This window comes from Bacillus sp. AFS031507 (genome assembly GCF_002584635.1).
Taxonomy (GTDB): Bacteria; Bacillota; Bacilli; order Bacillales; family Cytobacillaceae; genus Neobacillus.
Window position 1 is genome coordinate 333,241 of sequence record NZ_NUOW01000013.1, and the last position, 23,164, is coordinate 356,404.

The 23,164-nt window shown below is 37.0% G+C and carries 26 protein-coding genes; 9 read left to right on the plus strand and 17 right to left on the minus strand.

The genetic code is table 11. The features are described 5' to 3' along the window. Positions 1-7: 7 nt before the first annotated feature. Positions 8-1,336 (minus strand): PhoH family protein, encoded by a 1,329-nt coding sequence (locus COE25_RS14195; protein WP_098933070.1) that lies wholly within the window; start codon positions 1,334-1,336, stop codon positions 8-10. A gap of 204 nt (positions 1,337-1,540) precedes the next feature. Here COE25_RS14195 and COE25_RS14200 point away from each other — a divergent pair, with 204 nt between their 5' ends. Beyond that, positions 1,541-2,125, plus strand: a complete 585-nt coding sequence (locus COE25_RS14200; protein WP_098933071.1) for a YhcN/YlaJ family sporulation lipoprotein — start codon at positions 1,541-1,543, stop codon at positions 2,123-2,125. A 23-nt stretch (positions 2,126-2,148) separates the two neighbouring features. Here COE25_RS14200 and COE25_RS14205 read toward each other — a convergent pair whose 3' ends face one another. Continuing rightward, positions 2,149-2,604, minus strand: coding sequence for a pyridoxamine 5'-phosphate oxidase family protein (locus tag COE25_RS14205; RefSeq protein WP_088086258.1), 456 nt, complete (start codon positions 2,602-2,604; stop codon positions 2,149-2,151). Between the two features lie 168 nt (positions 2,605-2,772). Between COE25_RS14205 and COE25_RS14210 the strand changes: the two genes are divergently transcribed. After that, positions 2,773-2,973 carry a YlaI family protein gene (locus COE25_RS14210; protein WP_088086257.1) on the plus strand — a complete coding sequence of 67 codons (201 nt, stop codon included), beginning with the start codon at positions 2,773-2,775 and terminating at the stop codon, positions 2,971-2,973. A gap of 90 nt (positions 2,974-3,063) precedes the next feature. Here COE25_RS14210 and COE25_RS14215 read toward each other — a convergent pair whose 3' ends face one another. Genes COE25_RS14215 through typA form a run of 3 tightly spaced genes read right to left on the minus strand, consistent with a single transcriptional unit; the run spans position 3,064 to position 5,533 of the window. Then, the gene (locus tag COE25_RS14215; protein ID WP_088086256.1) at positions 3,064-3,354 is read right to left on the minus strand and encodes a hypothetical protein; all 291 of its coding nucleotides are present in this window, start codon (positions 3,352-3,354) and stop codon (positions 3,064-3,066) included. Between the two features lie 15 nt (positions 3,355-3,369). After that, positions 3,370-3,675 (minus strand): YlaH-like family protein, encoded by a 306-nt coding sequence (locus COE25_RS14220; RefSeq protein WP_088086255.1) that lies wholly within the window; start codon positions 3,673-3,675, stop codon positions 3,370-3,372. Positions 3,676-3,694: 19 nt separating this feature from the next. Then, the gene (gene typA / locus COE25_RS14225) at positions 3,695-5,533 is read right to left on the minus strand and encodes a translational GTPase TypA (RefSeq protein ID WP_088086254.1); all 1,839 of its coding nucleotides are present in this window, start codon (positions 5,531-5,533) and stop codon (positions 3,695-3,697) included. Positions 5,534-5,712: 179 nt separating this feature from the next. Here typA and COE25_RS14230 point away from each other — a divergent pair, with 179 nt between their 5' ends. Continuing rightward, on the plus strand, positions 5,713-5,898 hold the full coding sequence (locus COE25_RS14230) for a YlaF family protein (protein ID WP_098933072.1): 186 nt from the start codon (positions 5,713-5,715) through the stop codon (positions 5,896-5,898). Positions 5,899-5,923: 25 nt separating this feature from the next. Here the strand turns inward: COE25_RS14230 and COE25_RS14235 are convergent, their stop codons facing one another. Beyond that, entirely contained in the window at positions 5,924-6,724 is an 801-nt protein-coding gene (locus COE25_RS14235) for an inositol monophosphatase family protein (protein ID WP_088086252.1), read from the minus strand. A gap of 263 nt (positions 6,725-6,987) precedes the next feature. Then, entirely contained in the window at positions 6,988-7,182 is a 195-nt protein-coding gene (locus COE25_RS14240; RefSeq protein ID WP_088086251.1) for a hypothetical protein, read from the minus strand. 178 nt (positions 7,183-7,360) lie between these two features. Between COE25_RS14240 and COE25_RS14245 the strand changes: the two genes are divergently transcribed. Continuing rightward, complete coding sequence (locus COE25_RS14245) at positions 7,361-7,993, plus strand: YktB family protein (RefSeq protein WP_098933073.1); 633 nt, start codon at positions 7,361-7,363, stop codon at positions 7,991-7,993. A gap of 41 nt (positions 7,994-8,034) precedes the next feature. Here COE25_RS14245 and COE25_RS14250 read toward each other — a convergent pair whose 3' ends face one another. Together COE25_RS14250 and COE25_RS14255 are read right to left on the minus strand one after the other, a co-directional pair. Then, the gene (locus tag COE25_RS14250) at positions 8,035-8,307 is read right to left on the minus strand and encodes a UPF0223 family protein (RefSeq protein ID WP_098933074.1); all 273 of its coding nucleotides are present in this window, start codon (positions 8,305-8,307) and stop codon (positions 8,035-8,037) included. 42 nt (positions 8,308-8,349) lie between these two features. After that, complete coding sequence (locus COE25_RS14255) at positions 8,350-9,309, minus strand: NAD(P)H-dependent flavin oxidoreductase (protein ID WP_098933075.1); 960 nt, start codon at positions 9,307-9,309, stop codon at positions 8,350-8,352. 202 nt (positions 9,310-9,511) lie between these two features. Between COE25_RS14255 and COE25_RS14260 the strand changes: the two genes are divergently transcribed. After that, a complete protein-coding gene (locus tag COE25_RS14260) occupies positions 9,512-10,984 on the plus strand; it encodes an aminotransferase class I/II-fold pyridoxal phosphate-dependent enzyme (protein WP_098933076.1) in 1,473 nt (490 codons plus the stop codon). 57 nt (positions 10,985-11,041) lie between these two features. Here COE25_RS14260 and COE25_RS14265 read toward each other — a convergent pair whose 3' ends face one another. Together COE25_RS14265 and COE25_RS14270 are read right to left on the minus strand one after the other, a co-directional pair. Further along, entirely contained in the window at positions 11,042-11,164 is a 123-nt protein-coding gene (locus tag COE25_RS14265) for a GapA-binding peptide SR1P (protein WP_098933077.1), read from the minus strand. A gap of 161 nt (positions 11,165-11,325) precedes the next feature. Then, the gene (locus COE25_RS14270; RefSeq protein WP_088086245.1) at positions 11,326-11,625 is read right to left on the minus strand and encodes a DUF3055 domain-containing protein; all 300 of its coding nucleotides are present in this window, start codon (positions 11,623-11,625) and stop codon (positions 11,326-11,328) included. A gap of 165 nt (positions 11,626-11,790) precedes the next feature. On the opposite strand from COE25_RS14270, the gene COE25_RS14275 reads away from it, so the two are divergent. Then, complete coding sequence (locus tag COE25_RS14275; protein WP_179195750.1) at positions 11,791-12,225, plus strand: DUF1885 family protein; 435 nt, start codon at positions 11,791-11,793, stop codon at positions 12,223-12,225. Between the two features lie 816 nt (positions 12,226-13,041). Here COE25_RS14275 and lpdA read toward each other — a convergent pair. The 5 genes from lpdA to COE25_RS14305 form a co-directional block, all read right to left on the minus strand. Beyond that, a complete protein-coding gene (gene lpdA / locus COE25_RS14285; RefSeq protein ID WP_098933079.1) occupies positions 13,042-14,457 on the minus strand; it encodes a dihydrolipoyl dehydrogenase in 1,416 nt (471 codons plus the stop codon). A 4-nt stretch (positions 14,458-14,461) separates the two neighbouring features. Beyond that, the gene (locus COE25_RS14290; RefSeq protein ID WP_098933080.1) at positions 14,462-15,802 is read right to left on the minus strand and encodes a dihydrolipoamide acetyltransferase family protein; all 1,341 of its coding nucleotides are present in this window, start codon (positions 15,800-15,802) and stop codon (positions 14,462-14,464) included. Between the two features lie 78 nt (positions 15,803-15,880). Next, the gene (locus tag COE25_RS14295) at positions 15,881-16,858 is read right to left on the minus strand and encodes an alpha-ketoacid dehydrogenase subunit beta (protein ID WP_098933081.1); all 978 of its coding nucleotides are present in this window, start codon (positions 16,856-16,858) and stop codon (positions 15,881-15,883) included. A 3-nt stretch (positions 16,859-16,861) separates the two neighbouring features. Continuing rightward, positions 16,862-17,977, minus strand: coding sequence for a pyruvate dehydrogenase (acetyl-transferring) E1 component subunit alpha (pdhA, locus tag COE25_RS14300; protein ID WP_098933082.1), 1,116 nt, complete (start codon positions 17,975-17,977; stop codon positions 16,862-16,864). Between the two features lie 498 nt (positions 17,978-18,475). After that, positions 18,476-19,138 carry a YkyA family protein gene (locus COE25_RS14305; RefSeq protein ID WP_257208824.1) on the minus strand — a complete coding sequence of 221 codons (663 nt, stop codon included), beginning with the start codon at positions 19,136-19,138 and terminating at the stop codon, positions 18,476-18,478. 183 nt (positions 19,139-19,321) lie between these two features. Between COE25_RS14305 and def the strand changes: the two genes are divergently transcribed. Next, positions 19,322-19,876: a peptide deformylase gene (gene def / locus COE25_RS14310; protein ID WP_088086238.1), complete on the plus strand. Its 555-nt coding sequence runs from the start codon at positions 19,322-19,324 to the stop codon at positions 19,874-19,876. A 73-nt stretch (positions 19,877-19,949) separates the two neighbouring features. Here the strand turns inward: def and COE25_RS14315 are convergent, their stop codons facing one another. After that, positions 19,950-20,720, minus strand: coding sequence for a Cof-type HAD-IIB family hydrolase (locus COE25_RS14315; RefSeq protein ID WP_098933083.1), 771 nt, complete (start codon positions 20,718-20,720; stop codon positions 19,950-19,952). A gap of 523 nt (positions 20,721-21,243) precedes the next feature. On the opposite strand from COE25_RS14315, the gene COE25_RS14320 reads away from it, so the two are divergent. Both COE25_RS14320 and rnjA read left to right on the plus strand, forming a co-directional pair. Then, a complete protein-coding gene (locus COE25_RS14320) occupies positions 21,244-21,453 on the plus strand; it encodes a DNA-dependent RNA polymerase subunit epsilon (protein ID WP_088086236.1) in 210 nt (69 codons plus the stop codon). A 6-nt stretch (positions 21,454-21,459) separates the two neighbouring features. Next, positions 21,460-23,127, plus strand: a complete 1,668-nt coding sequence (gene rnjA, locus COE25_RS14325) for a ribonuclease J1 (protein WP_088086235.1) — start codon at positions 21,460-21,462, stop codon at positions 23,125-23,127. Positions 23,128-23,164 lie beyond the last annotated feature (37 nt).

The following is a 23,164-nucleotide window of genomic DNA, read 5'->3' on the forward strand; positions in this document are numbered from 1 at the left end:
GAATTATTTACAGCAAATCAGCTGCCAATAGTGCCAATCCTGACCTTTCCCCTTTCATTAATTTAACATGTCCGGAAATGACTTGATCCTTGAACTTTTCTACAACATACGTTAAACCGTTGTTATAGGCATCAAGATATGGATGATCTATCTGTTCTGGGTCACCCATTAAAACAATTTTACTGCCTTCTCCGACACGGGTAAGGATGGTCTTTACTTCATGCTTCGTTAAGTTTTGTGCTTCATCAATAATGATAAACTGCTTTGGCAAACTTCTGCCTCGAATATACGTTAATGCCTCTACCTCAATCGAACCCATTCCTGCTAAAATCGCATCAAGTTCACCAGGCTTTTTAGTATTGAAAAGATATTCTAGATTATCAAAGATTGGCTGCATCCATGGTCTTAATTTCTCTTGTTTTTCTCCCGGTAAAAACCCTAAATCTTTTCCCACAGGTACAATTGGTCTAGCCACTAATAGTTTTTTATATTCCCTGAAATCTTCCGTTTGCATTAATCCTGAGGCTAATGCAAGAAGCGTTTTCCCTGTGCCTGCCTTCCCCGTTAATGTAACTAGATGAATATCCTTACGAAGTAATAATTCAATAGCCATTGTTTGTTGTACATTTCTTGAATGAATCCCCCAAACATGCTCTTGGTTTAATGCTAATTTTTTTACCTTCTTACTCGTTTTATCTACCATTCCTATCGCTGAAGCAGAACTACCAAGAGCATCTTTCATTACTAGAAATTGGTTTGGATAAAATGGGTGATTGGCGATCTCAGAAAGATTTAACTCCCCTTTTTCATAAAAACGACCTAGTAATTCTATTGGAAGAAATACTTCAAAAAAACCTGTGTAAATATGATCGATTTCTACAACACGGTCATTTAAAAAATCTTCAGCATCTAAACCTATGGCATCTGCTTTTACCCTAACTAGGGCATCCTTACTAACGAGAATGACTGGCTTTCCATTTTCCTTTGTTTGTTCTTCTAAAAATAAATTTTTTGCCACAGCAAGAATACGATTATCATTTGTTTTTTCAACAAATATATCCTGAAGCTCATGAAAGGTACGATGATTCAATTCAATTCTGATGGTTCCACCGCTTTCAAGCGGGATTTTCTCGTGGAGTTTCCCTGAGGCCCTCAGGCCATCAATTAATCTCGAAACATGTCTTGCATTTCTCCCAACTTCATCCATATATCTTTTCTTTGAGTCCACTTCTTCAAGAACCACTGCAGGAATAACAACTTCATTATCTTCAAAGGAGAAGAGGGAATACGGGTCTTGTAACAAAACATTTGTATCTAACACGTATATCTTACTCAAAGCAACGCCTCCTGCTTTCCTTGTTGTTATGTTTGTTAAATTGCGGAACAACCCTTTTGCTAGATTGGACTTTGGTAAAATATATGTTTATTGGAATAAAGATAGAAGGAGTTCCGCACAATAAATGTTAGTGAGACCATTCAATAATTCGTATGAAGAGGTTTAATTTCAATTATTTATAAGTAATGCGGAGGTGGATAATAAATGAAGAAAACCTTAATTATTACTGCGTTATGTCTGATCCTAACCGGCTGCAGTACAAAAAGGGAACTAACAAACAATGAGAACGCATCATATGTTAAGGTAAAAAACAGCTACATTGAAAGTGTTGACCGAAAAACGGGGCAGGAAATCTCCAAACGATTAGTTAAGCTGGCGACAAGTATCCCAAATGTTAACGATGCAACTGCAGTGGTATTAGGAAGATATGCGATTGTCGGAATTGATGTAAATGCGAAAATTGATCGTTCCCAAGTGGGATCAATAAAATATTCTGTAGCAGAAAGCTTAAAAAAGGATCCTTACGGGGCAAAAGCAGTGGTGGTTGCTGATGCTGATACTACACAACGTTTAAAAGAAATACAAGTAGATATAAATAAAGGCAGGCCTATTCAGGGCATTATGGAGGAACTAGCAGATGTAGCAGGTCGATTAATGCCTGAGATACCTGGAGATTTAATTACTCCAAGCCCTAAAAATGCCACCGAAAAACCTGATAAAAAGCTTCCTGAAAAGGATAAAAAGAAACTAGAAAAGGAACAAGAAGACCAATCTAATCACTATAAATAAAAATGAGAAAAGCTTAGGGATTCCTAAGCTTTTCTCATTGCTTCCATAACTTGATTGTCTAACTTTTGGGCAGCGTTTTTATCATATGTTTTATCATATTGAACTTCAGAGACTATTTTAGATCCATAAAACATAACATCCCTTACTGCAGTTATCGCTACTTGTATCAAAGCCAGCTTTAATGGTACATCTTTAAGTCTCTCTTCTATTATCTGGGCTGTCCCATGAATTGCGTATGTAGATTCATTAGCAATTATATTAATAACGACTTGATTGTTATTAATTAAATTTTCAAGAATTCTGGAACGATTATCTACTGCAAAATAAATGGTACTTTCATCTTTTGCTAATACCCAAGAAATAGAACTAATATTTGGGCCCCCTGTTTCATGATCTACGGTTGCCACTGTCACGAACCGTTCCTTTTGCAGTTCATCATATAAAGGCTTGATTAGCCTTGGTTCCACTTGGTTTGCCATTAAAACATCCCCTTTACTTATTTCTTCACACTGTTAAAAACAGATATTCTCATATTACTACTATCCCATGCTTTCATCAAATTAAACCAATTGATTACATTCAAACTTTCTGCCATGATATACTAGAGGAAACAGTCGGTTATTAGAAATAGTTAAAGAGGTGTCTTAATGAGAGTTAAATGCGTAATTTGCGATAAAATTGAAGCGATTGAAGATGAATCGTTTGAGGCCAAGCGTCTACGTAATCGTCCCATCCATACATATATGTGTAAAGAATGTAAGACAAGAATAACTGAAAAAACTAATGCCAGATTTGAAACAGGCAATTTTCGATTATATCGTGCGAAATCTGAAGAAGATGATTGGTAAAACGAATAGCGGAAGCGTCCCTAGGCGCTGGTGCTGGACAAGAAAAAACCATCATGCTCATTCCAAAGTGGAATGAACATGATGGTTTTTTTAATCTTCGATTGGGTAATTCTCGTACTTTTCTGGCTCTTGATTGATTTGGTTTAGCATAACCTCAATTAATTCCTGAGGATAACGCGTTTTTTTTGTTTCTTCTCCTTGCTGATAGGAAACATAATACATGACATCATCTTTTGTTACCTCAATGTTTGAGAGCTGAAGATCAGCTATCATTTCTTCAAAAAGGTTTAGTGTATCTCGTGCTGCTGTGTCATCAGGCCTTGCGTCGCATACAACCTTAATAGTAAGCCAATTATATAGTGTATCCTGTACGGATTTCATTTAATTAAACCCCCGTTATTTCGCTTCAGCCTGATGCTTTTTCGTTTGATGTAAGCGTATTTTATAGATGATCAATAACACCGCCGCACCTGCAAGTCCTTCTGCAATTGGTAAGGCATAAGAAAAAATAAGCATTACAAAGCATCCAATTAAGAGGCAAATATAGATCACGATGTTTTTCAAAAGAGGCAGTTTTTTTGCAAAGCCTAACTTATATACAATTGCCGCTAAAATTACAATATATAAATACTGTAACCACACAGCAGTTTTTACATCTGTTAGTTCAATGAAAAATCTAAGACTAGGAGAGAATCCTTCCATCTTCTTGCACTCCTTTTACTTAACTCTGTTCAGCATATTTTTTCTTTTTAGCTGCTCTTTCACGTTCGTTTTTATCAAGAATTTTTTTACGAAGACGAATCGATTCTGGAGTAACCTCACAATATTCGTCATCATTTAAATATTCTAATGACTCTTCTAATGTCATGATACGTGGTTTTTTAATAACAGATGTTTGGTCTTTGTTAGCTGAACGAACATTTGTCGCCTGTTTCATTTTTGTAATATTAACGGTGATGTCATTTTCACGAGTGTTTTCGCCAACGATCATCCCCTCGTAAATTTCCGTACCTGGTTCAACGAAAATGGTTCCGCGGTCTTCTATTTGCATGATACCGTATGTTGATGCTTTCCCGGATTCCATTGACACAAGTACACCTTGGTGTCTTCCTCCTACTTGACCTGGCAACATTGGCTGATAGCTATCAAAGGTATGATTAATAATTCCATAACCTCGAGTCATTGTTAAAAACTCGGTTGTGTAACCAATTAACCCACGTGCTGGTACATTAAAGATTAAGCGAACTTGACCAGAACCATTGTTTATCATATCAATCATTTCACCTTTACGGGCACCGATTGATTCCATCACTGAACCAGTATGTTCTTCAGGCACATCAATTTGAACTCTTTCAACTGGTTCGCTGCGAACACCGTCAACAACCCTAACAATTACTTCAGGTTTTGAAACTTGAAGCTCATAGCCTTCACGGCGCATGTTTTCAATCAGAATTGATAAATGGAGTTCCCCACGGCCAGAAACGATCCATGCATCTGGTGAATCTGTATTTTCAACACGTAAGCTGACATCTGTTTGCAATTGGGCAAGAAGTCTTTCTTCTATTTTTCTTGAAGTTAGATACTTACCTTCTCTACCAGCAAATGGGCTATTGTTTACAACAAAAGTCATTTGTAGTGTCGGTTCGTCAATTCGTAAAATTGGTAGTGCTTCCTGATGTTCAACTGGACAAACTGTTTCACCAACATTAATGTCCTCCATGCCAGAGACAGCGATTAAGTCCCCAGCTACTGCTTCTTGTATTTCTTGGCGTTTTAATCCAAAGAAACCAAAAATTTTAGTTACACGGAATTGTTTAACCGTACCGTCTATTTTCATTAGTGCTACTTGTTGGCCAACTTGCATTGTCCCACGGAATACACGTCCAATTCCGATTCTGCCAACATAATCATTATAATCGAGAAGGGCAACCTGGAATTGCAACGGTTCTTCACGATTATCAACAGGGGCAGGGATATATTCAACAATTGCATCATACAAGGATTGCATGTTTTCGTCTTGCTTTTCCGGATCAGTACTTGCAGTACCATTAATCGCTGACGCGTAAATAACTGGGAACTCTAGCTGATCTTCATTTGCGCCAAGTTCGATAAACAAATCGATCACTTCATCGATTACCTCTGCAGGTCGAGCGAAGTCACGGTCAATTTTATTAACAACAACAATTGGAGTTAAATTCTGCTCTAACGCCTTTTTAAGAACAAAACGAGTTTGTGGCATACAGCCTTCATAGGCATCAACTACTAACAATACACCATCAACCATTTTCATAATCCGTTCAACTTCTCCGCCAAAATCAGCGTGTCCCGGTGTATCCAATATATTGATTCGTTTATCTTTGTATTGAATAGCTGTGTTTTTCGCCAAAATGGTGATTCCGCGTTCTCTTTCTAAATCATTGGAATCCATTGCACGTTCTTCTACATGTTCATTAGTACGAAATGTACCTGACTGTTTTAACAATTGGTCAACCAATGTTGTTTTACCGTGGTCAACGTGGGCAATAATTGCAATATTACGTATATCATCTCTTAATTTCAAACAATTCCACTCCTACCTATATTTTAAAAATAAAACTATTTATAGTTTCTCATTTATAACTAAAACATTATACCACAAATAAAGTGGAAACTCCTAACCATTTTATTGTAGAATAAAAATATACTTAAAACAGTGGGCCTTTAACTAGCTGTATTTCAATGAAAAAGGGGTATAAAATAATGAAAAACGTGAAGTGGCCTTTACTTGTGTATGCCATCCTTGCAGCCGCAAGTATAATGGGGATTGGAATCGCAATAAGCGAAAAAAGCTTAGTAGGAGCAATCGGTTGTTTCGTTGCAATTATTGTAATAATGGGAATGGGCTTTAAAACAAAAAGAAAAATGCGCGAGAACGGTGAGTTATAAAAAGAAGCCTCGATTGGCTTCTTTTTTACCATTTTCCCTCTTTTAAGTAATCCTTTAAGATTGATTGGTGTAGGCCAGGTTTAGCTGTTAGTAATGAATCCTGCGAAAGGAAATTCAGCTTATCTCCCTTTAAATTTGTCACTATACCACCTAGTTCTTCAATTATTACTGCACCAGCAGCAATATCCCATGGTGATAAACGCATGGAAATATAGGCATCCACTCTTCCTGTTGCCACAAAAACCATTTCGAGCGCAGCAGAACCATAAGACCTTGTTCCTCTCGCTGCTTTAACAAGTGGAATCATTAAATTGTGATCGATCCGATGATTTTCCATCACCCATGTGGCATTGAGTGCGATGATGGATTCCTTAACGGTTGTTTCCTTTAGTACATCTAGAGGCTTTTCATTTAAATAGGCCCCATTTCCTCTTTTAGCATGATACAATTCGTCATAAACCACATCATATATGAGTCCTATCTTTCCAACACCATTTTCATACACGCCAACGGAAATAGCAAAATTTCTTTGTTGATGGACGAAATTCATCGTCCCATCGATTGGATCAATCATCCAAACAATTCCCTCAAGACTATCAAGTGAATCACCAAATCCCTCTTCGCCCATTATTTTATGATCTGGATACACTTCTCTAATTTTACTAATAAAAAATTGTTCAATTTCTTTATCGATATTTGTCACAAGATCATTAGCGTTCGTTTTTGTTTCAATACTTAATGTTTCATTAAAAGATAACCTGATTTTAACCCCTGCCTCATTTACCCATTCCTTTGCATGAGCATATATTTGATCCCAATTCATAATTCTCCTCCAAATATCTTATTTCCTCATTAGATTTCATGTATGTAGTATGATGCTTGACAAATTAGATGATGTACCTTTAGCTTAATCAAATTGTTGTAACACAGCAACTTTTTGGCGTATTATAAGTTCCAATTATAGAAAAAGACAATAATAAACGAACCCCCCTCTTTTTTGCTGGAGTTCGTTTTAGATAAGTTCAGGATATATTCTATTTCGATTCATTCTTATTTATTTCTCCTTGGATAAAAAAACCGTCTTATTTATCAAAGAGCTTTTAATCGTAATAATTCTTGGCGGATTTTTTCTAATTTTTGTTTGCAATCCTTCATTTTTTTCTCGTTCTTTTCCTCAATCGCTTCGAATAATGTAGCTAATTCATAATCCATTTCCAATCGCAAAACTGCAGTTCTTTCCTTTTCGCCTGCTTTTTTAAGTGAGGTATTCATAAGTTGTTTCACGTTTCTCCTCCCCTTCCTAAATTTAACTATTTTTTCAGATTATTTTTTTTACTGTATAATATGAGTAAGGGAGATATGTTGCAACAAATATGTGCTTTAACCTAGAAAGCATCTCACTACTCGTCTGTTAAGCGGTATGCTACAATTAAGTACAATTGTTTTGTTGGAGGTTTGGTATATGAGCTTTAAGGGATTTACAAATGAGGATTTTGATGTTTTTTTAATAGATGGTTTAGAGGCTAGAATGGCAGCTCTTAAAGAAATAATTCGTCCAAAATTAGAAGAATTGGGAGAATACTTTGCCCCTTCAATATCTTTATTATCAGATGATGAAATGTTTGTCCATGTCGCCAAACATGCAAGGCGCACTATTAATCCGCCAAAGGATACTTGGGTCGCATTTTCAAATAGTCCTCGAGGTTATAAAATGCTTCCGCATTTTCAAATTGGCTTGTGGAATACCCATTTATTTATATGGTTTGCCGTTATTTATGAAGCACCCCAAAAAGATAAGATTGCTGCAAGATTTTCAAAAAAAATCACTAAAATTTTCAAAGATACACCAAAAGATTTTGTTTGGTCTATTGATCATACAAAACCAGAAACAATTGAACACCGTCAACTAACAAAGGATGATCTTCATTCGCTGTTTGATCGGCTGCAAAACGTAAAGAAAGCAGAATTGTTATGCGGCTATACAATCGATAGGGAACAAGTCATCCAATTAGGTTCAGATGGGCTAATTCAACAAATTGAGGACGTTTTTAATAAAGTAGCCACACTCTATAAAATCTCTCTTAATAAAAAGTAATAAGAAGAAGCTCCCAGACCAAATAGTTCGGGAGCTTCTTCTTATTTCATTTTAATTTTATCCCCAGATGAAGCCTCTTTTGCTTTTTTTATGGTCCGATAAGACGAATAGCCACTCATTTCTTCAAATTCACCACAAATAGTTTTTTCTTCCGCCTTGCTTGGGACGATTTCTTTAAAGCGACGATACGCCTTCATTACCGCATCACGTTCAATTCCGTTTTCATACGCCTTCTCAATGGTTTCAAAAAATGCAATTACATCAACAATTTCATCTGTGCTCCAATGATAATCAATGGGATATTGGTATTCCATTCTTTCACCTACTAACTATTTTAACTAAAATGAATCATACATTTAATTTCCCCACTTTGCACGAATTTGTTCAGCATCTTTCATCATTCGATCGAATAACTCATGAACCGAAGGGACATCTTTAATTAATCCCATCACTTGTCCTGCCCACGCAAAGCCTTCTTCAGGAACACCATCATATATGTAGCGTTGGTTAGCCATTCCACTAATAAAATCTTTTAACTGACCATAACCTCCATTGTTCTTTTCTAACTCGAGAATTTTTTCTGTCCAGCTGTTAGCAAGTGCTCTGGCGGGAGCTCCTAGAGTTCTCTTGATGACAACCGTTCCAGATTCATTTCCTTCCACTAAAGTCTTCTTATATATCTCGTTTGCATGAACACATTCCTTAGTCGCAATAAATCTCGTACCCATTTCAATCCCTTCAGCACCTAAGCTAAGGGCTGCCATGAGCCCTCTGCCATCACCTATTCCCCCAGATGCAATAACAGGTATAGAAACGGCATCTACCACTTGAGGAACTAAAACAATCGTACCGACATCATCGCGTCCCAGGTGGCCTCCCCCTTCTTGACCGACGACCATAACTGCATCTGCACCGAGTTCTTCTGCTTTAACAGCCTGTCTTCTTGCCGCTACAAGGACAAGCGTTTTAATCTGCGTGCCTTTTAATTGTTCAAATATGGGGGCAGGATTCCCTCCTGTCATTGAAACAACCGGGACCTTTTCATCAATAGCCACTTGGAGAAAATCAGCAAATGGCCTCCCATGCTGTCCAATCGCAAAATTAACCCCAAAAGGATTTTTCGTCAACTGCTTCACCTTTCGTATTTCGGCTCTAAGCAGTTCAGGTTCACCTAAAGACATAGCTGTGATTTGACCAAGACCTCCGGCATTAGATACCGCTGCGGCCAATTCAGAATAGGCTAGATAAGCTAGACCCCCTTGAACAATAGGAAATCGTATATTTAATAATTTAGTAACACGTGTTTTCCATTCCATTTTAAACCCTCCTAAAAACTTTCTATTTGTTATTTCGTCTCTTTAGGGTAATTTTCCTTTCTAAATGGGAAACTATCGTAAACCGACTAAGTAAAAACATTTATTTCTTTGCAATGAAAGGTATTAGTGCTATAATTCCTTTGTTTTTATGTTTTTGGATGACATTATTAGAGTATTTTTTATAAAGAGGTGTGGTTATAAATTGTCTCAAAATCAAACACCGCTATTTAGCGGTTTATTAGCACATGCGAAAAAGAACCCCATTCAATTTCATATTCCTGGTCATAAAAAAGGAGCTGGGATTGACCCTGAGTTTCGAAACTTTATCGGTGATAACGCCCTGTCTATTGACCTAATTAATATTGGTCCACTAGATGACCTTCATCAGCCAAAAGGAATCATTAAGCAGGCTCAGGATTTAGCAGCTGAGGCCTTCGGAGCTGATCGAACATTTTTTTCAGTACAAGGAACAAGCGGAGCAATCATTGCCATGATTATGGCTGTTTGTGGTCCAGATGATAAAATTATCGTTCCAAGAAATGTTCATAAGTCAATTATGTCTGCTATTGTCTTTTCTGGTGCCATCCCTGTATTTATCCAGCCTGAGATTGATAAGGAATTAGGAATTTCTCACGGAATAACACCCGATGCAGTAGGAAGGGCTCTAGAGCAACATCCAGACGCCAAAGCTGTTTTAGTAATCAACCCAACATATTTTGGCATCTCCGGAGATTTAAAAAAGATTGTTGAAATTTCTCATTCCTATCATATTCCTGTTCTAGTTGACGAAGCCCATGGTGTTCATATTCATTTCCATGATGACCTTCCACTTTCAGCTATGCAAGCCGGTGCAGATATGGCGGCTACTAGTGTCCACAAACTAGGTGGATCGATGACCCAAAGCTCGATTCTAAATGTGAAAGAAGGACTTGTTTCCGCAAAACATGTTCAGTCGATTCTAAGCATGCTTACTACTACCTCCACTTCGTATTTATTACTTGCATCACTTGATGTCGCACGGAAGCAATTGGCTACGAAAGGAAGGGATTTGATCGATAAAACCATCAATTTAGCGCAATCCATGCGGAAAAGAATTAATGAGATTGAAAATCTGCATTGTATCGGTGAGGAAATTCTAGGGTCAGAAGCTACCTTTGATTATGATCCAACCAAGCTTATCATTTCGGTTAAAGAACTAGGATTAACTGGATACGATGTTGAAAAATGGTTAAGAGAAAAACACAATATTGAAGTGGAACTTTCTGATCTTTATAACATTCTTTGTATCATCACGCTTGGAGACACAGAAGTGGAAGCCGACTTGTTAATTAATGCCTTAAAAGAATTGGCAGACGAGTGTGAACATCGCACCGAAAGAATTGAACCTGTTGAAGTTCTTCTTCCTGAAATTCCTGTCCTTGCCTTAACACCAAGAGATGCGTTTTATTCTGAAACAGAAGTTATTCCTTTTGAAGAATCTGAAGGAAGAATTATTGCAGAATTTATTATGGTATACCCACCCGGTATCCCAATTTTTATTCCTGGTGAGATTATTACTAAGGAAAACCTCCATTACATTCGAAAAAACCTTGAGGCAGGTTTACCTGTACAAGGTCCAGAAGATGATGAAATTAAGTCCATCCTTGTCATTAAAGAGTACAAGGCAATAAAATAAAACAACAAAAATACAGGATTCCGATATCGGAATCCTGTTTTAATTTATGTTTAGTTATTATAAATCTTCCTCTGAATGATGATCCACGCAACAATTGCATTTAGAATAAAGCACCGTTACCTTTTCATCTTCAAAATGATCAATAGTAGAGTTACAAGTTTGACATACTAAAGTACCCATTTGTTCAACCCCCTTTTCATTATTGAATAATCACAAAACGAAGTATTTATATATCATTAATGTAATAATAATATATCACATTAGAAACATCAAGCCTAAATTGTATGTCACATTTAAAAAAATAATAAAAAAAAGACCCTATAGGGCCTTCTTTTGATAAATTATTCGTACTGAGTCTCAAACGGAATGGTTGGTAGTGTTTCGCTGAAAAACTCAGCTAAATCTGCTGCTTGCTGTTGATCAGGGATACGGAATACGGTTTGAAGGTAATCAATATCTTCGATGTCTTTTGGGTCGAGGAGAGTGGAACGGCCAGTCTGCATGCAGACAACTAGAGGTTTTCCGAAAAACATGCTGGTGTAAATTATGCCGAAATCATAACGGGTATGTTCCGTTGTAAATCCAATAAACCTTACCTTCGCATTTTCATGTTCATCATAGAGCTTATCAAATAATTCCATAAGGCTCCTCCTTTTTTCTGAGAATGTTTAGAATATTATTATAATTCATTTTTACTAAAGAAACAAGAATACTTCTACTTTTATTTAAAGCTATAGTTGTCATAAGATTTTATTAAATGCTAGAATAGAGGGGCATATATAATGGACTAATAGGGGGGAATGATGATGGCTGTTAATGCATATATTAAGCTAGTGCCTTCATCTGCTAAACAAACAGTAACAATTGAAGAAGTTAAAGAATTATTTCATGAGTATAAAAATAACACTACAAAAACTGGTAATCAAATAGGTTGGCAATATGGAGAGTCAGCTTTTCCCTATGTAATTAAAGAAACAGCAGAAGCGGACGGAAAATGGTTCTATTTACACTCAAACGATGACCGCTACTATGCCATTTTATTAGGTGTAGACCGGGAAACTATTCTAAATGAAGAAGGACAAGAACTAGAACAAACATACATACAAGTGACATTACCCGAACAATCTACCTATGGAGATAAGGGTAAAGCAAATGAATTTTGTAAATACCTTGCGAAAAAGCTGCAAGGGGAACTCCACCTTTTTAATGAGAGAATCATGTATTATTATCCTCGTAAATAAAAAAAGCTCCTGTTGGGGCTACTCAGATTGTCGAGAAAGGTTCATTTTCTCGACAATTTTTTATTTTGTCTGATCCAAAATCCCGATTTTTATTAATTAATTGTCCCTGCTAACTGCCCTGTTGATTGGAGCGGAAGGCGCGAAGACTCCTGCGGGAGTACGGGGCAGGGGTGACCCGCAGGAGCGAAGCGACGAGGAGGCTCCCCGACACGCCCGCGAACCGTACGCGCCTGGAGCGCAAATCAACAGACAAGTTGAAAATCCTATAAATCAATGTGATTTTAACAAATTAACGCGGTGTATTATTAAAAGAAAAGAATAAAATAAAAGGCTATCGAAAGTTTTTCGACAGCAAGAAGAGCTCCTTCAGGGGCTTTCTTTAGTGAATAAACAATTCCATGGTATAGTGAATCGAAGTATATATAACAAGGCTTAAAGTAGTGATAAAAAGCGTTTTACGCACTGATTTTGTGACCTGGTTTCCTATTAAAAATGCTAAATAAAAGAACACAAAAAACATAATGACTTTATAAAATAGCTGGTCATGCTTTGATAACCATTCAATAAATGTATATCCGCTCCAAATGATAAATTGCAGTATCACCACAATATAGACCCTCATATTTATCACCACTCTTAATACATTCACTTCTTTTCAGAATGCTCGTTCTTAAGTATATGTTCTAAAAGCGAGAGATATATTTTGTTTTTAAGTTGACAAGGATTTTTTTGCTTTTATCTTTGTATAAATACAATTCGGTAAAAATAGTAAAAGTCCTTTCCGTTAGTTAACGAAAAGGACTATATATTTATGAATTATTTCATAATGTGGATTGGGCTTCCTAAGGCAACTTCCGCCGCTTCCATTGTGATTTCTCCAAGTGTTGGATGAGCATGAATAGTCATGGCAAGATCTTCAGCAGTCATCCCAGCTTCAATCGCAAGTCCCAATTCTGCAATCATATCTGATGCATTTGTTCCGGCAATCTGCGCCCCGATGACAAGTCCATCCTCTTTACGAGTAATTAATTTCATGAATCCATCACCACTGTCGAGTGATAATGCACGACCATTAGCTGCAAATGGGAATTTAGCCGCATTTACAACAATTCCTTCTTCTTTTGCTTGGGCTTCTGTATATCCAACTGAAGCTAATTCAGGATCAGAGAAGACAACAGCAGGAATACCTAAGTAATCAATTTCAGACGTGTGACCAGCAATTGCCTCTGCGGCAATTTTAGCTTCATATGAAGCTTTATGTGCCAATTGAGGGCCAGCAACAACATCACCAATAGCATAAATATTGCTTAGATTTGTGCGACATTGTTTATCGATTTCAATTAGTCCACGCTCAGTTAATTTAACACCAACTTGTTCTAAGCCCATTTCATCTGTGTTAGGACGTCGTCCGACCATTACAAAAACGTAATCAGCTTCGATTTTCTTTTCCTCGCCTTTTGTTTCGAACGTTACTACCACACCATTTTCAGTTTCTTCAACGCCCTTGGCAAACGCCTTTGTAAAGAACTCTGCACCTTTTTTCTTCATGCTTCGTTTTACGAGAGCAGCCATTTGCTTATCAAAAACACCAAGACCTAATATTTCTTCTGCACCTTCTAAAATGGTAACCTGACTGCCAAAGTTTGCGTATGCACCGCCAAGCTCAATCCCGATTACGCCTCCGCCGATAACGACGATTTTTTCAGGGATTTCATTTAAGTTAAGTGCCCCAGTAGAATTCAAAACACGTTTTGAATATTTAAAGGCGGGTAACTCAATCGGACGGGATCCAGTAGCAATAATGGCATTTTTAAAGGTATAAGTTTGCGCTGAATTTTCATCCATTACACGCAGCGTATTGGCATCGACAAAATATGCTTCACCACGGGCAATGTTTACTTTGTTTCCTTTTAATAATCCTTCAACGCCGCCAGTTAATTTATTTACTATTCCTGATTTAAACTCTTGAACTTTTGTGAAATCCACTTTTACATTTTCAGCAGTAATCCCGAAGGTTTCAGAATGCATCGCTGTTTCATAGCGGTGACCTGCTGAAATTAATGCTTTAGAAGGGATACATCCTACATTTAAACAAACGCCGCCAACATATTCTTTTTCAACAATTGTCACTTTTTGTCCCAACTGCGCTGCACGAATAGCTGCAACATATCCCCCTGGGCCTGCTCCGATGACTATAGTATCTGTTTCAATTGGGAAATCTCCAACGACCATTTTATTACGCCTCCATTAACAATAGTTCTGGATCGTTCAATAAACGTTTAATATGATTTAATGCATTTTGTGCTGTTGCACCGTCAATCATGCGGTGGTCAAAACTTAATGAAAGTGCTAAAACCGGTGCAGCAACAATTTCACCGTTTCTAACGATTGGTTTTTCTGCAATCCGGCCAACGCCCAAAATTGCTACTTCAGGATGGTTAATAACTGGTGTAAACCATTGCCCGCCAGCTGAACCGATGTTTGAAATTGTACAAGATGCGCCCTTCATTTCGTTAGGTGCAAGTTTGCCGTCACGGGCTTTTACAGCTAATTCATTAATATCATTTGAAATTGAGAATACTGACTTACGGTCTGCATCTTTTACTACTGGAACTAGCAATCCTTTTTCTGTGTCTGCTGCAATTCCAATATTATAATAATGTTTATGAATGATTTCACTAGTAGCATCATCAAGTGAAGTATTTAAAGCTGGGAATTCACGTAATGCACTTGTTAATGCTTTAACGATGTATGGTAAGAAGGTAAGCTTAATGCCTTTAGCAGCTGCCACTTCTTTGAATTTCTTCCGGTGTGTAACAAGTTTGGTTACATCGATTTCATCCATTAATGTAACGTGAGGAGCAGTGTGTTTGGAATTAACCATTGCTTTGGCAATTGCCTTTCTGATCCCACTCATTTTCTCGCGAGTTTCTGGATATTCACCTTGTGGAATAGCTACAGCTGTTGCTTGAGGTGCCTCCACTTTAGTTGTTTCAACTTCTACAGCTACATTTGTCGCAGCTTGTGGCGCAGGTGCTGCTCCACCGCTTACAAATAGATCGATATCACCCTTCAGTATCCGTCCATTATTTCCTGTTCCAGCTACTAAATTGATACTAATGCCTTTTTCGCGAGCATATTTACGAACAGATGGCATAGCAATAATCCGACGATTTGGATCAACGTCTGCTTGTGGTGCCACTGGTGCCACTGCTACTGCTGCTGGTTGTGGTGCTGCATCTTGTTTAACCTCAGGTGCAGGAGTTGATACTGCTGCTTTTTCTTCTTGTTTCGGTTCATCAGCATGTTCATCGCCTTTAAATTGTAGGTTTTCGTAACCTGGGGCATCAAAAGTGACTAAAACCTGTCCAACTGTAGCGACAGTTCCTTCTCCTACTAATACTTCAAGAACGGTTCCTTCAACTGGAGACGGAATTTCTACCACTGCTTTATCATTTTGAATCTCGCAAAGTACATCATCTTCTTGAATTTTGTCGCCTGGCTTTACAAACCATTTAACAATTTCGCCTTCATGAATTCCTTCACCGATGTCAGGCATTTTAAATTGAAATGACACTAGGATTCATCCTCCTAAATTACATGTATTTTTGAGCATCGAAATTATAGTAATTAGAGCGGCCAATTACGTATTTAATTAAAATGTTAAAACTTTTTTAGCTGTTTCAATTACATCTTTATAATTCGGCAGCCATGCGGCTTCTGCTTGAGGGAATGCAAAAACGGTATCAGGTGCAGCCACACGCAATACAGGTGCTTCTAAACTTAAAATTGCGCGGTCGTTAATTTCAGCAACAACGTTTGCAGCAATTCCTGCTTGTTTTTGAGCTTCTTGAACAACTATCGCACGACCTGTTTTTTCAACTGAAGCAATAATCGTTTCAATATCGATAGGACTTACTGTTCTTAAGTCAATAACTTCTGCAGAATGACCTTCTTTTTCTAGTTCCTCTGCGGCTTTTAATGACTCGTGAACCATTGCTCCATAAGTAACGATAGTAATATCAGTTCCTTCACGTTTTACTTCGGCTTTTCCTAGTGGAATTGTATATTCCCCTTCTGGAACTTCTTGACGGAACGAACGGTATAACTTCATATGCTCAAGGAAAATAACTGGGTCATTATCACGGATTGATGAAATGAGAAGTCCTTTAGCATCATATGGAGTTGATGGAATAACAACCTTTAAGCCAGGCTGTTGCGCCATAAGTCCTTCTAAACTGTCTGCGTGCATATCAGGTGTATGTACGCCGCCTCCAAATGGCGAACGAAATGTTACTGGAGCATTAAATTTGCCTCCGGTACGATAACGAAGACGAGCTGCCTGACCAGAAATTGAATCCATTACTTCATAAACGAAACCAAAGAATTGAATTTCTGGAACAGGACGGAAGCCTTGTAAACTAAGACCAACCGCTAATCCACCAATTCCAGATTCAGCAAGTGGCGTGTCAAAAACACGATCTTCGCCAAATTCATTTTGCAACCCTTCGGTTGCACGGAAAACACCACCGTTTACACCCACGTCTTCACCGAAAACTAATACATTCGGATCATTGCTTAATTCCACACGCAATGCATCTGTAATTGCTTGAATCATTGTCATTTGAGCCATGGCTTACTTCGACTCCTTTTCTTTATATATTTCATATTGCTCTTTTAAGTTTTGCGGCATTTCTTCATACATAATTGACATTAAATCAGTAACCTTTTGTTTAGGCGCTGCATCAGCTTTTTTAATTGCTTCTTTAATGTCTTCTTTTGCTTGTTCGATTACTTCATTTTCTTTTTCTTCCGTCCATAGACCCTTGTTTTCAAGGAATTTTCGGAAACGTACTAATGGATCTTTCTTTTCCCACTCATTGTCAAGGTCTGCTGTACGATAACGTGTTGGGTCATCACCAGCCATGGTATGAGGACCATATCTGTAAGTTAATGTTTCAATGAATGTTGGGCCTTCACCGTTAATTGCACGCTCACGTGCATCACGAGTTGCAGCATATACCGCTAAAGGATCCATACCGTCAACTTGAATACCAGGAATACCTGCTGCAACTGCTTTTTGAGCTAGAGTTTTGGAAGCTGTTTGCTTTTCAACAGGAGTTGAGATTGCGAAACGGTTATTTTGAGCAATAAAGATGGCTGGAGCTTTATATGCGCCTGCAAAATTCATTCCTTCATAGAAATCCCCTTGAGATGTACCACCGTCACCTGTATACGTAATTGCAACTGCTTTTACTCCACGCTTTTTCATTCCTAGTGCTACACCAGCTGTCTGAACATACTGTGCACCGATAATGATTTGCGGGATAGCTATATTAACGCCCTCAGGAATTTGTCCACCTTCAAAATGACCTCTGGACCATAAAAAGGCTTGGTATAAAGGTAATCCATGCCAGATAATTTGTGGAACATCGCGATATCCCGGTAGGATAAAATCTTCTTTTTCTAATGCAAACTGTGAAGCTAATTGAGATGCCTCTTGTCCTGCAGTGGGAGCGTAGAATCCTAATCTTCCTTGGCGATTTAAAGAGATAGAGCGCTGGTCAAGAATTCGTGAATAAACCATACGGCGCATTAATTCCTGAAGCTGTTCATCTGTAAGGTCTGGCATCGCAGCTTCGTTTACGACTTCACCAACTTCATTAAGAATTTGAAGTGTTTGAAATTGTTCCTCTACAACTTCTAGTGTTTTCTTCGCATCAAGCTTGGCGTTCTGAGTTTTAGAAACCATTTAGGTCACCTCTTCCTTTCAATTCAAAACTTAATTTTTTAAATATTATCCACTAAGTTAGAATACCCAAAAACTTAAGAATAAAAGACAGATGGACAACGTCATCCATTTTTCTTTATCATTTGGATAAACTCTTGATATTACACTCGATTTTGGTAAGGATTATACATGAAACATACTTTCAAATAGTTTTTCACATAAACGAAAAGTTAAAACAAAATATCTTTCACCTTATCATCATCTTATTCTGTACCACTATTTTATGTAACATCATTGATACAATTAATTAACACTTTTTAAGTTTACATCATTAGTTTTTGCACGTCAAATACTATGTTTCAATATTTTTCACCACGTTCATATTGCTAATATTATAAACACTTTTTCTTCTGTATTACTTTTTTTCAACATCTGTTATATATAATACCTCATTTAATTTATTTGTTATAATATACAAAAAATCGGCCTATTCAGCCGATTATTTTGATGAGATAATATTTATTTGCTTGATTTAAGCCCTGCCTGCTTATAAAATGACAACTTTTTATCATTGTATTGTTCTGTTAACATATTAAATTTTTCATTGGCATTATAGACTCTTTTATACGTTGCATTTAACTTATTTACCTGTGCTTCAAGGTCTTCAAGTGGAAGATTTTTATTTTTAAACATTTCATACAATTCTTTATCATTTTTCAGCGCTTCATTATACTCTAGGTATAACGCTTCATGCGCTTTATATCTTTCCATCATTATCTCATATAGTTCATTAGCTAATTTCGTTAAATCGCGATCTTCTAATTTATCCTTAATATCCCTGGCCTTTATGAATTCTTTCTGGGATTCTTTAATGCTGTTCGTTTCTTTCTCCATCAGCGCTTTTCTTTCATCAGCTAATAATATTGCTTCATCTGAAAGTTTTACGATTTGAGCATATTCTTTCATGCCAAGTTTGATAATCTGGTCATAAATTTCTTTTTCTTTTTTTTCATGTGTAACAAGGGGATTCTGTTGTTCCTCAAATTCTTTTTCGGCTGAAACGACTTTTTCTAAAACATCATACATTTTTTCGACTGGAGACTTTTCTTTCGTACACCCAGCAAAAATAACAATCAAAACGGATAAACATAAAATCAAACCATACTTTTCTTTTAATGACACATTATAAACCTCCTGCCTATTCCAATTCCTACTATATCGACACCTGGTTTGTTTGACAATACAATATCCCATAAAAAAAGGATGCAAATCAGTTACCTGAATCAAATATTAACTTTTTATCAATTGTCTGATAGACTATTTATTATTAATAATTTTAGTTTAAGCACAGGAGTGAGTGGAATCATGATTACGATGGAAGATATCATTCGAGATGGTCATCCTTCCCTTAGAAAAGTGGCTGCAGAAGTATCCATGCCGCCATCAGAAGAGGATAAACAAATATTATTTAGCTTATTAGAATATGTAATTAATAGTCAAAATCCTGAAAAGTCGGTACAATTTGGTTTACGCCCTGGAATAGGATTGGCTGCCCCGCAAATAAATATTCTAAAACGGATGATAGCCGTGCATCTTACTGATGACACAGGCACTCTTTATAGTTACGCATTATTTAATCCTAAAATTATCAGCCATTCTGTTGAAAAGTCGTATTTACAAGCTGGTGAAGGCTGCCTTTCAGTAGATAGTGCCATTCCAGGATACGTCCCTAGATATGCAAGGATTACTGTAAAGGGAACAAACCTTAACGGTGAAGAAGTGAAACTACGATTAAAGGGACTTCCTTCTATCTGCTTTCAACACGAAATCGATCATTTAAATGGTGTTATGTTTTATGATTATATCAATCATGAAGACCCGTTAAAACCAATCCAAGGTGCCATAGCTATCGAAAGGTAATCAAACAGGAGCTACATTGATTTTGGGCTACAGATGTATAAAGAACCGGCCCTTACTTGGGTCGGTTCACAATTTATATTAGCTGTAGTTCCTTTAACCCATTCCAGATACCATCTTCGGAAACATCGCTTGTAATAAGATCTGCAAGTTCTCTGGCTTCAGGGACACCATTTCCCATGGCAACGCCTGTTCCAACTGCCTTCAACATTTCTAAATCATTTAAACCATCTCCGAATGCATAAACATCCTTCAGCTCAAACCCCAAACGTTCGATCATTTTTTTTATTCCTTCTGCTTTTGAACCACCCTTTGGTAAAACATCGACAGAAAATGGATGCCATCTGATAAAATCAAATTGGGGATAGTCAGAGAAATATAAACTTTCATCTTTATTTTCACAAAAAAGGAGGCTTTGATATATTTTTCGATTGACATAAAAAGAATCATCTTCCTCAGGATGAGGAAAATTTAGGCTCCCCATGCTTTTTTCAACAAATGGATGATGCTTAACACTTGCCTTCATTGTTTTTTCATTCATAAACACTAATGGATGATTGTTTGACTTCGTATGGTTAAATAATTTATTTAGCTCATTTTCATTCAAAGGGTTCTCATATATAACTTCATTCTCAAAAACTACAAATTGACCGTTAAAGCTCACATAGGAGTCAATTCCAAGTACATTCCGCAGGCCTTCAAACATAAACGGAGCTCTGCCAGTGGCAATTGCGACAAATACATCATTCTTCTTAAGTAAATTGATGGCTTTTAACGTGCTTTCGGGTAGGTTTTTTTCATGATCGAGCAATGTGCCATCTATGTCAAAAAATACAATTTTCTTCATTTAATATGTACTCCTTTTTGTCGAATCCTCTAAACTGTGAAAATATACTCCCCGCAGTTCTTTATTCTTTAAAACACTAAACTTTATATTAAAAAAAGTCAATTTATAATTTGTCAATGTAATTCCATGTTTAACCATGATTGAATCACCAATTTCATCATATAATATAGTAAAAATACTCTTATTTTAAAAAAACTTCAATAATCTGCCATCGCTTACTTTACTTTGGACAAGGATTGTATAAAATAAGAGGTAAGGAGATGATCCACTATGTTAAAGAAGCTAAGGAAGAAGCTTTTAAAACAGTGGAAAGAATTACTGCGAAAGAAATCCATTGCCTAAATTTTTTTAGGGCCCTTCAAACTTGCGAAGGGCTCCTTCATTATTGTAAATTGTAAAAACAACGATTCTTTTTTACATACTTTTCATATAAGACTGATGGTTTCCAAAGAAAATAAATGAAAAAGATGAAAATGTTTTATATAATAGAAAAAGTTATGATTCAGTTAGGAGCGAAATTGTAATGATATTTAAAGTATATTATCAGGAAAACATCAAAGAAGTACCAGTCAGAGAGAATACAAAAACCCTATTTATTGAGGGAGAATCGGTAAGAGATGTCCGCTCAAAAATTGCCGACCGTGGGTTTAATGTTGAATTTGTTCAAGAAGTTAAAGGAGCTCATTTAAAATATGAACTTCAAAATGAAGACTATAAAGTATTGGAGAAATGATAATTTATGAAATTTGTTAAGAATGATCAAACTGCGGTTTTTGCCCTAGGTGGTTTAGGCGAAATTGGCAAAAACACGTATGCGGTTCAGTTTCAGGATGAAATAATATTAATTGATGCCGGAATAAAATTTCCTGAGGATGAGCTATTAGGTATTGATTATGTTATTCCTGATTATACCTATTTGGTAAAGAATCAAGATAAAATAAAAGGATTATTTGTTACACACGGACACGAAGATCACATTGGCGGTATTCCCTATTTATTACGCGAGATTAATGTTCCAATTTATGGTGGGAAACTCGCTCTTGGATTAATTAAAAATAAACTAGAAGAACACGGCTTATTAAGAAATGCTAAGTTGATAGACATTAAAGAAGACGATATCATCAAATTCCGCAAAACATCGGTTACTTTTTTCCGCACCACCCATAGTATTCCTGATTCTTATGGGATTGTAGTTAAAACTCCGCCAGGTCAAATTGTCCATACTGGAGATTTTAAATTTGATTTTACCCCTGTAGGTGAACCTGCCAATCTAACCAAAATGGCTGAAATAGGTAAAGAAGGCGTTTTATGTTTACTATCAGATAGTACAAATAGTGAAATACCTGAATTCACCATGTCAGAACGTAGGGTAGGCGACAGCATCAATGATATTTTCCGCAAAGTGGACGGGCGTATTATTTTTGCTACCTTTGCATCTAATATCCATAGATTGCAGCAAGTGGTAGAGGCAGCAGTAGTATACGGAAGAAAAGTAGCGGTTTTTGGCCGAAGCATGGAAGCAGCTATCAATATCGGACTTGAATTAGGGTATATTAATGCACCTAAAGAGACTTTTATTGAAGCGAATCAAATAAACCGTCTTCCTGCTGATAAAGTTACGATCCTTTGTACCGGAAGTCAGGGCGAAGCTATGGCTGCTCTTTCAAGAATTGCTAATGGCACACACAGACAAATTCAAATCATTCCTGGTGACACAGTGGTATTTTCATCTTCACCTATTCCAGGGAACACAATTAGTGTGAGTCGAACGATTAATATGCTCTATAGAGCCGGCGCGGAAGTTATTCACGGTAAACTAAGTAATATTCATACTTCTGGTCATGGTGGGCAGGAAGAACAAAAACTAATGCTGCGTTTAATTAGACCAAAGTTCTTTATGCCAATCCACGGTGAGTATCGAATGCAAAGAATGCACGCTAAGATCGCGGTTGATTGCGGAGTACAAGAAGAAAATTGTTTTATCATGGACAATGGTGAAGTGTTAGCTCTTTCTGAGGATACTGCTCAAGTTGCTGGAAAGATTCCATCTGGTTCTGTTTATATCGACGGCAGTGGTGTTGGCGATATAGGAAATATTGTCTTACGTGACCGTAGAATTCTTTCTGAGGAAGGATTAGTTGTTGTGGTCGTAAGTATTAATATGAAAGAATTTAAAATTGCTTCAGGACCTGACCTAATTTCTCGAGGATTTGTTTATATGAGAGAATCCGGTGATTTAATTAACGATGCTCAAAATCTAATCACCAAGCACTTAAATAAAGTGATGGAAAGAAAGACAAGCCAATGGTCTGAAATTAAAAATGAAATTACAGATACATTAGCGCCTTTCCTATACGAAAAAACAAAGCGCAGACCAATGATTTTACCGATCATAATGGAAGTGTAAGAATAAATAAAGCGGAAGCGCTTCGAGCGCTTCCGCT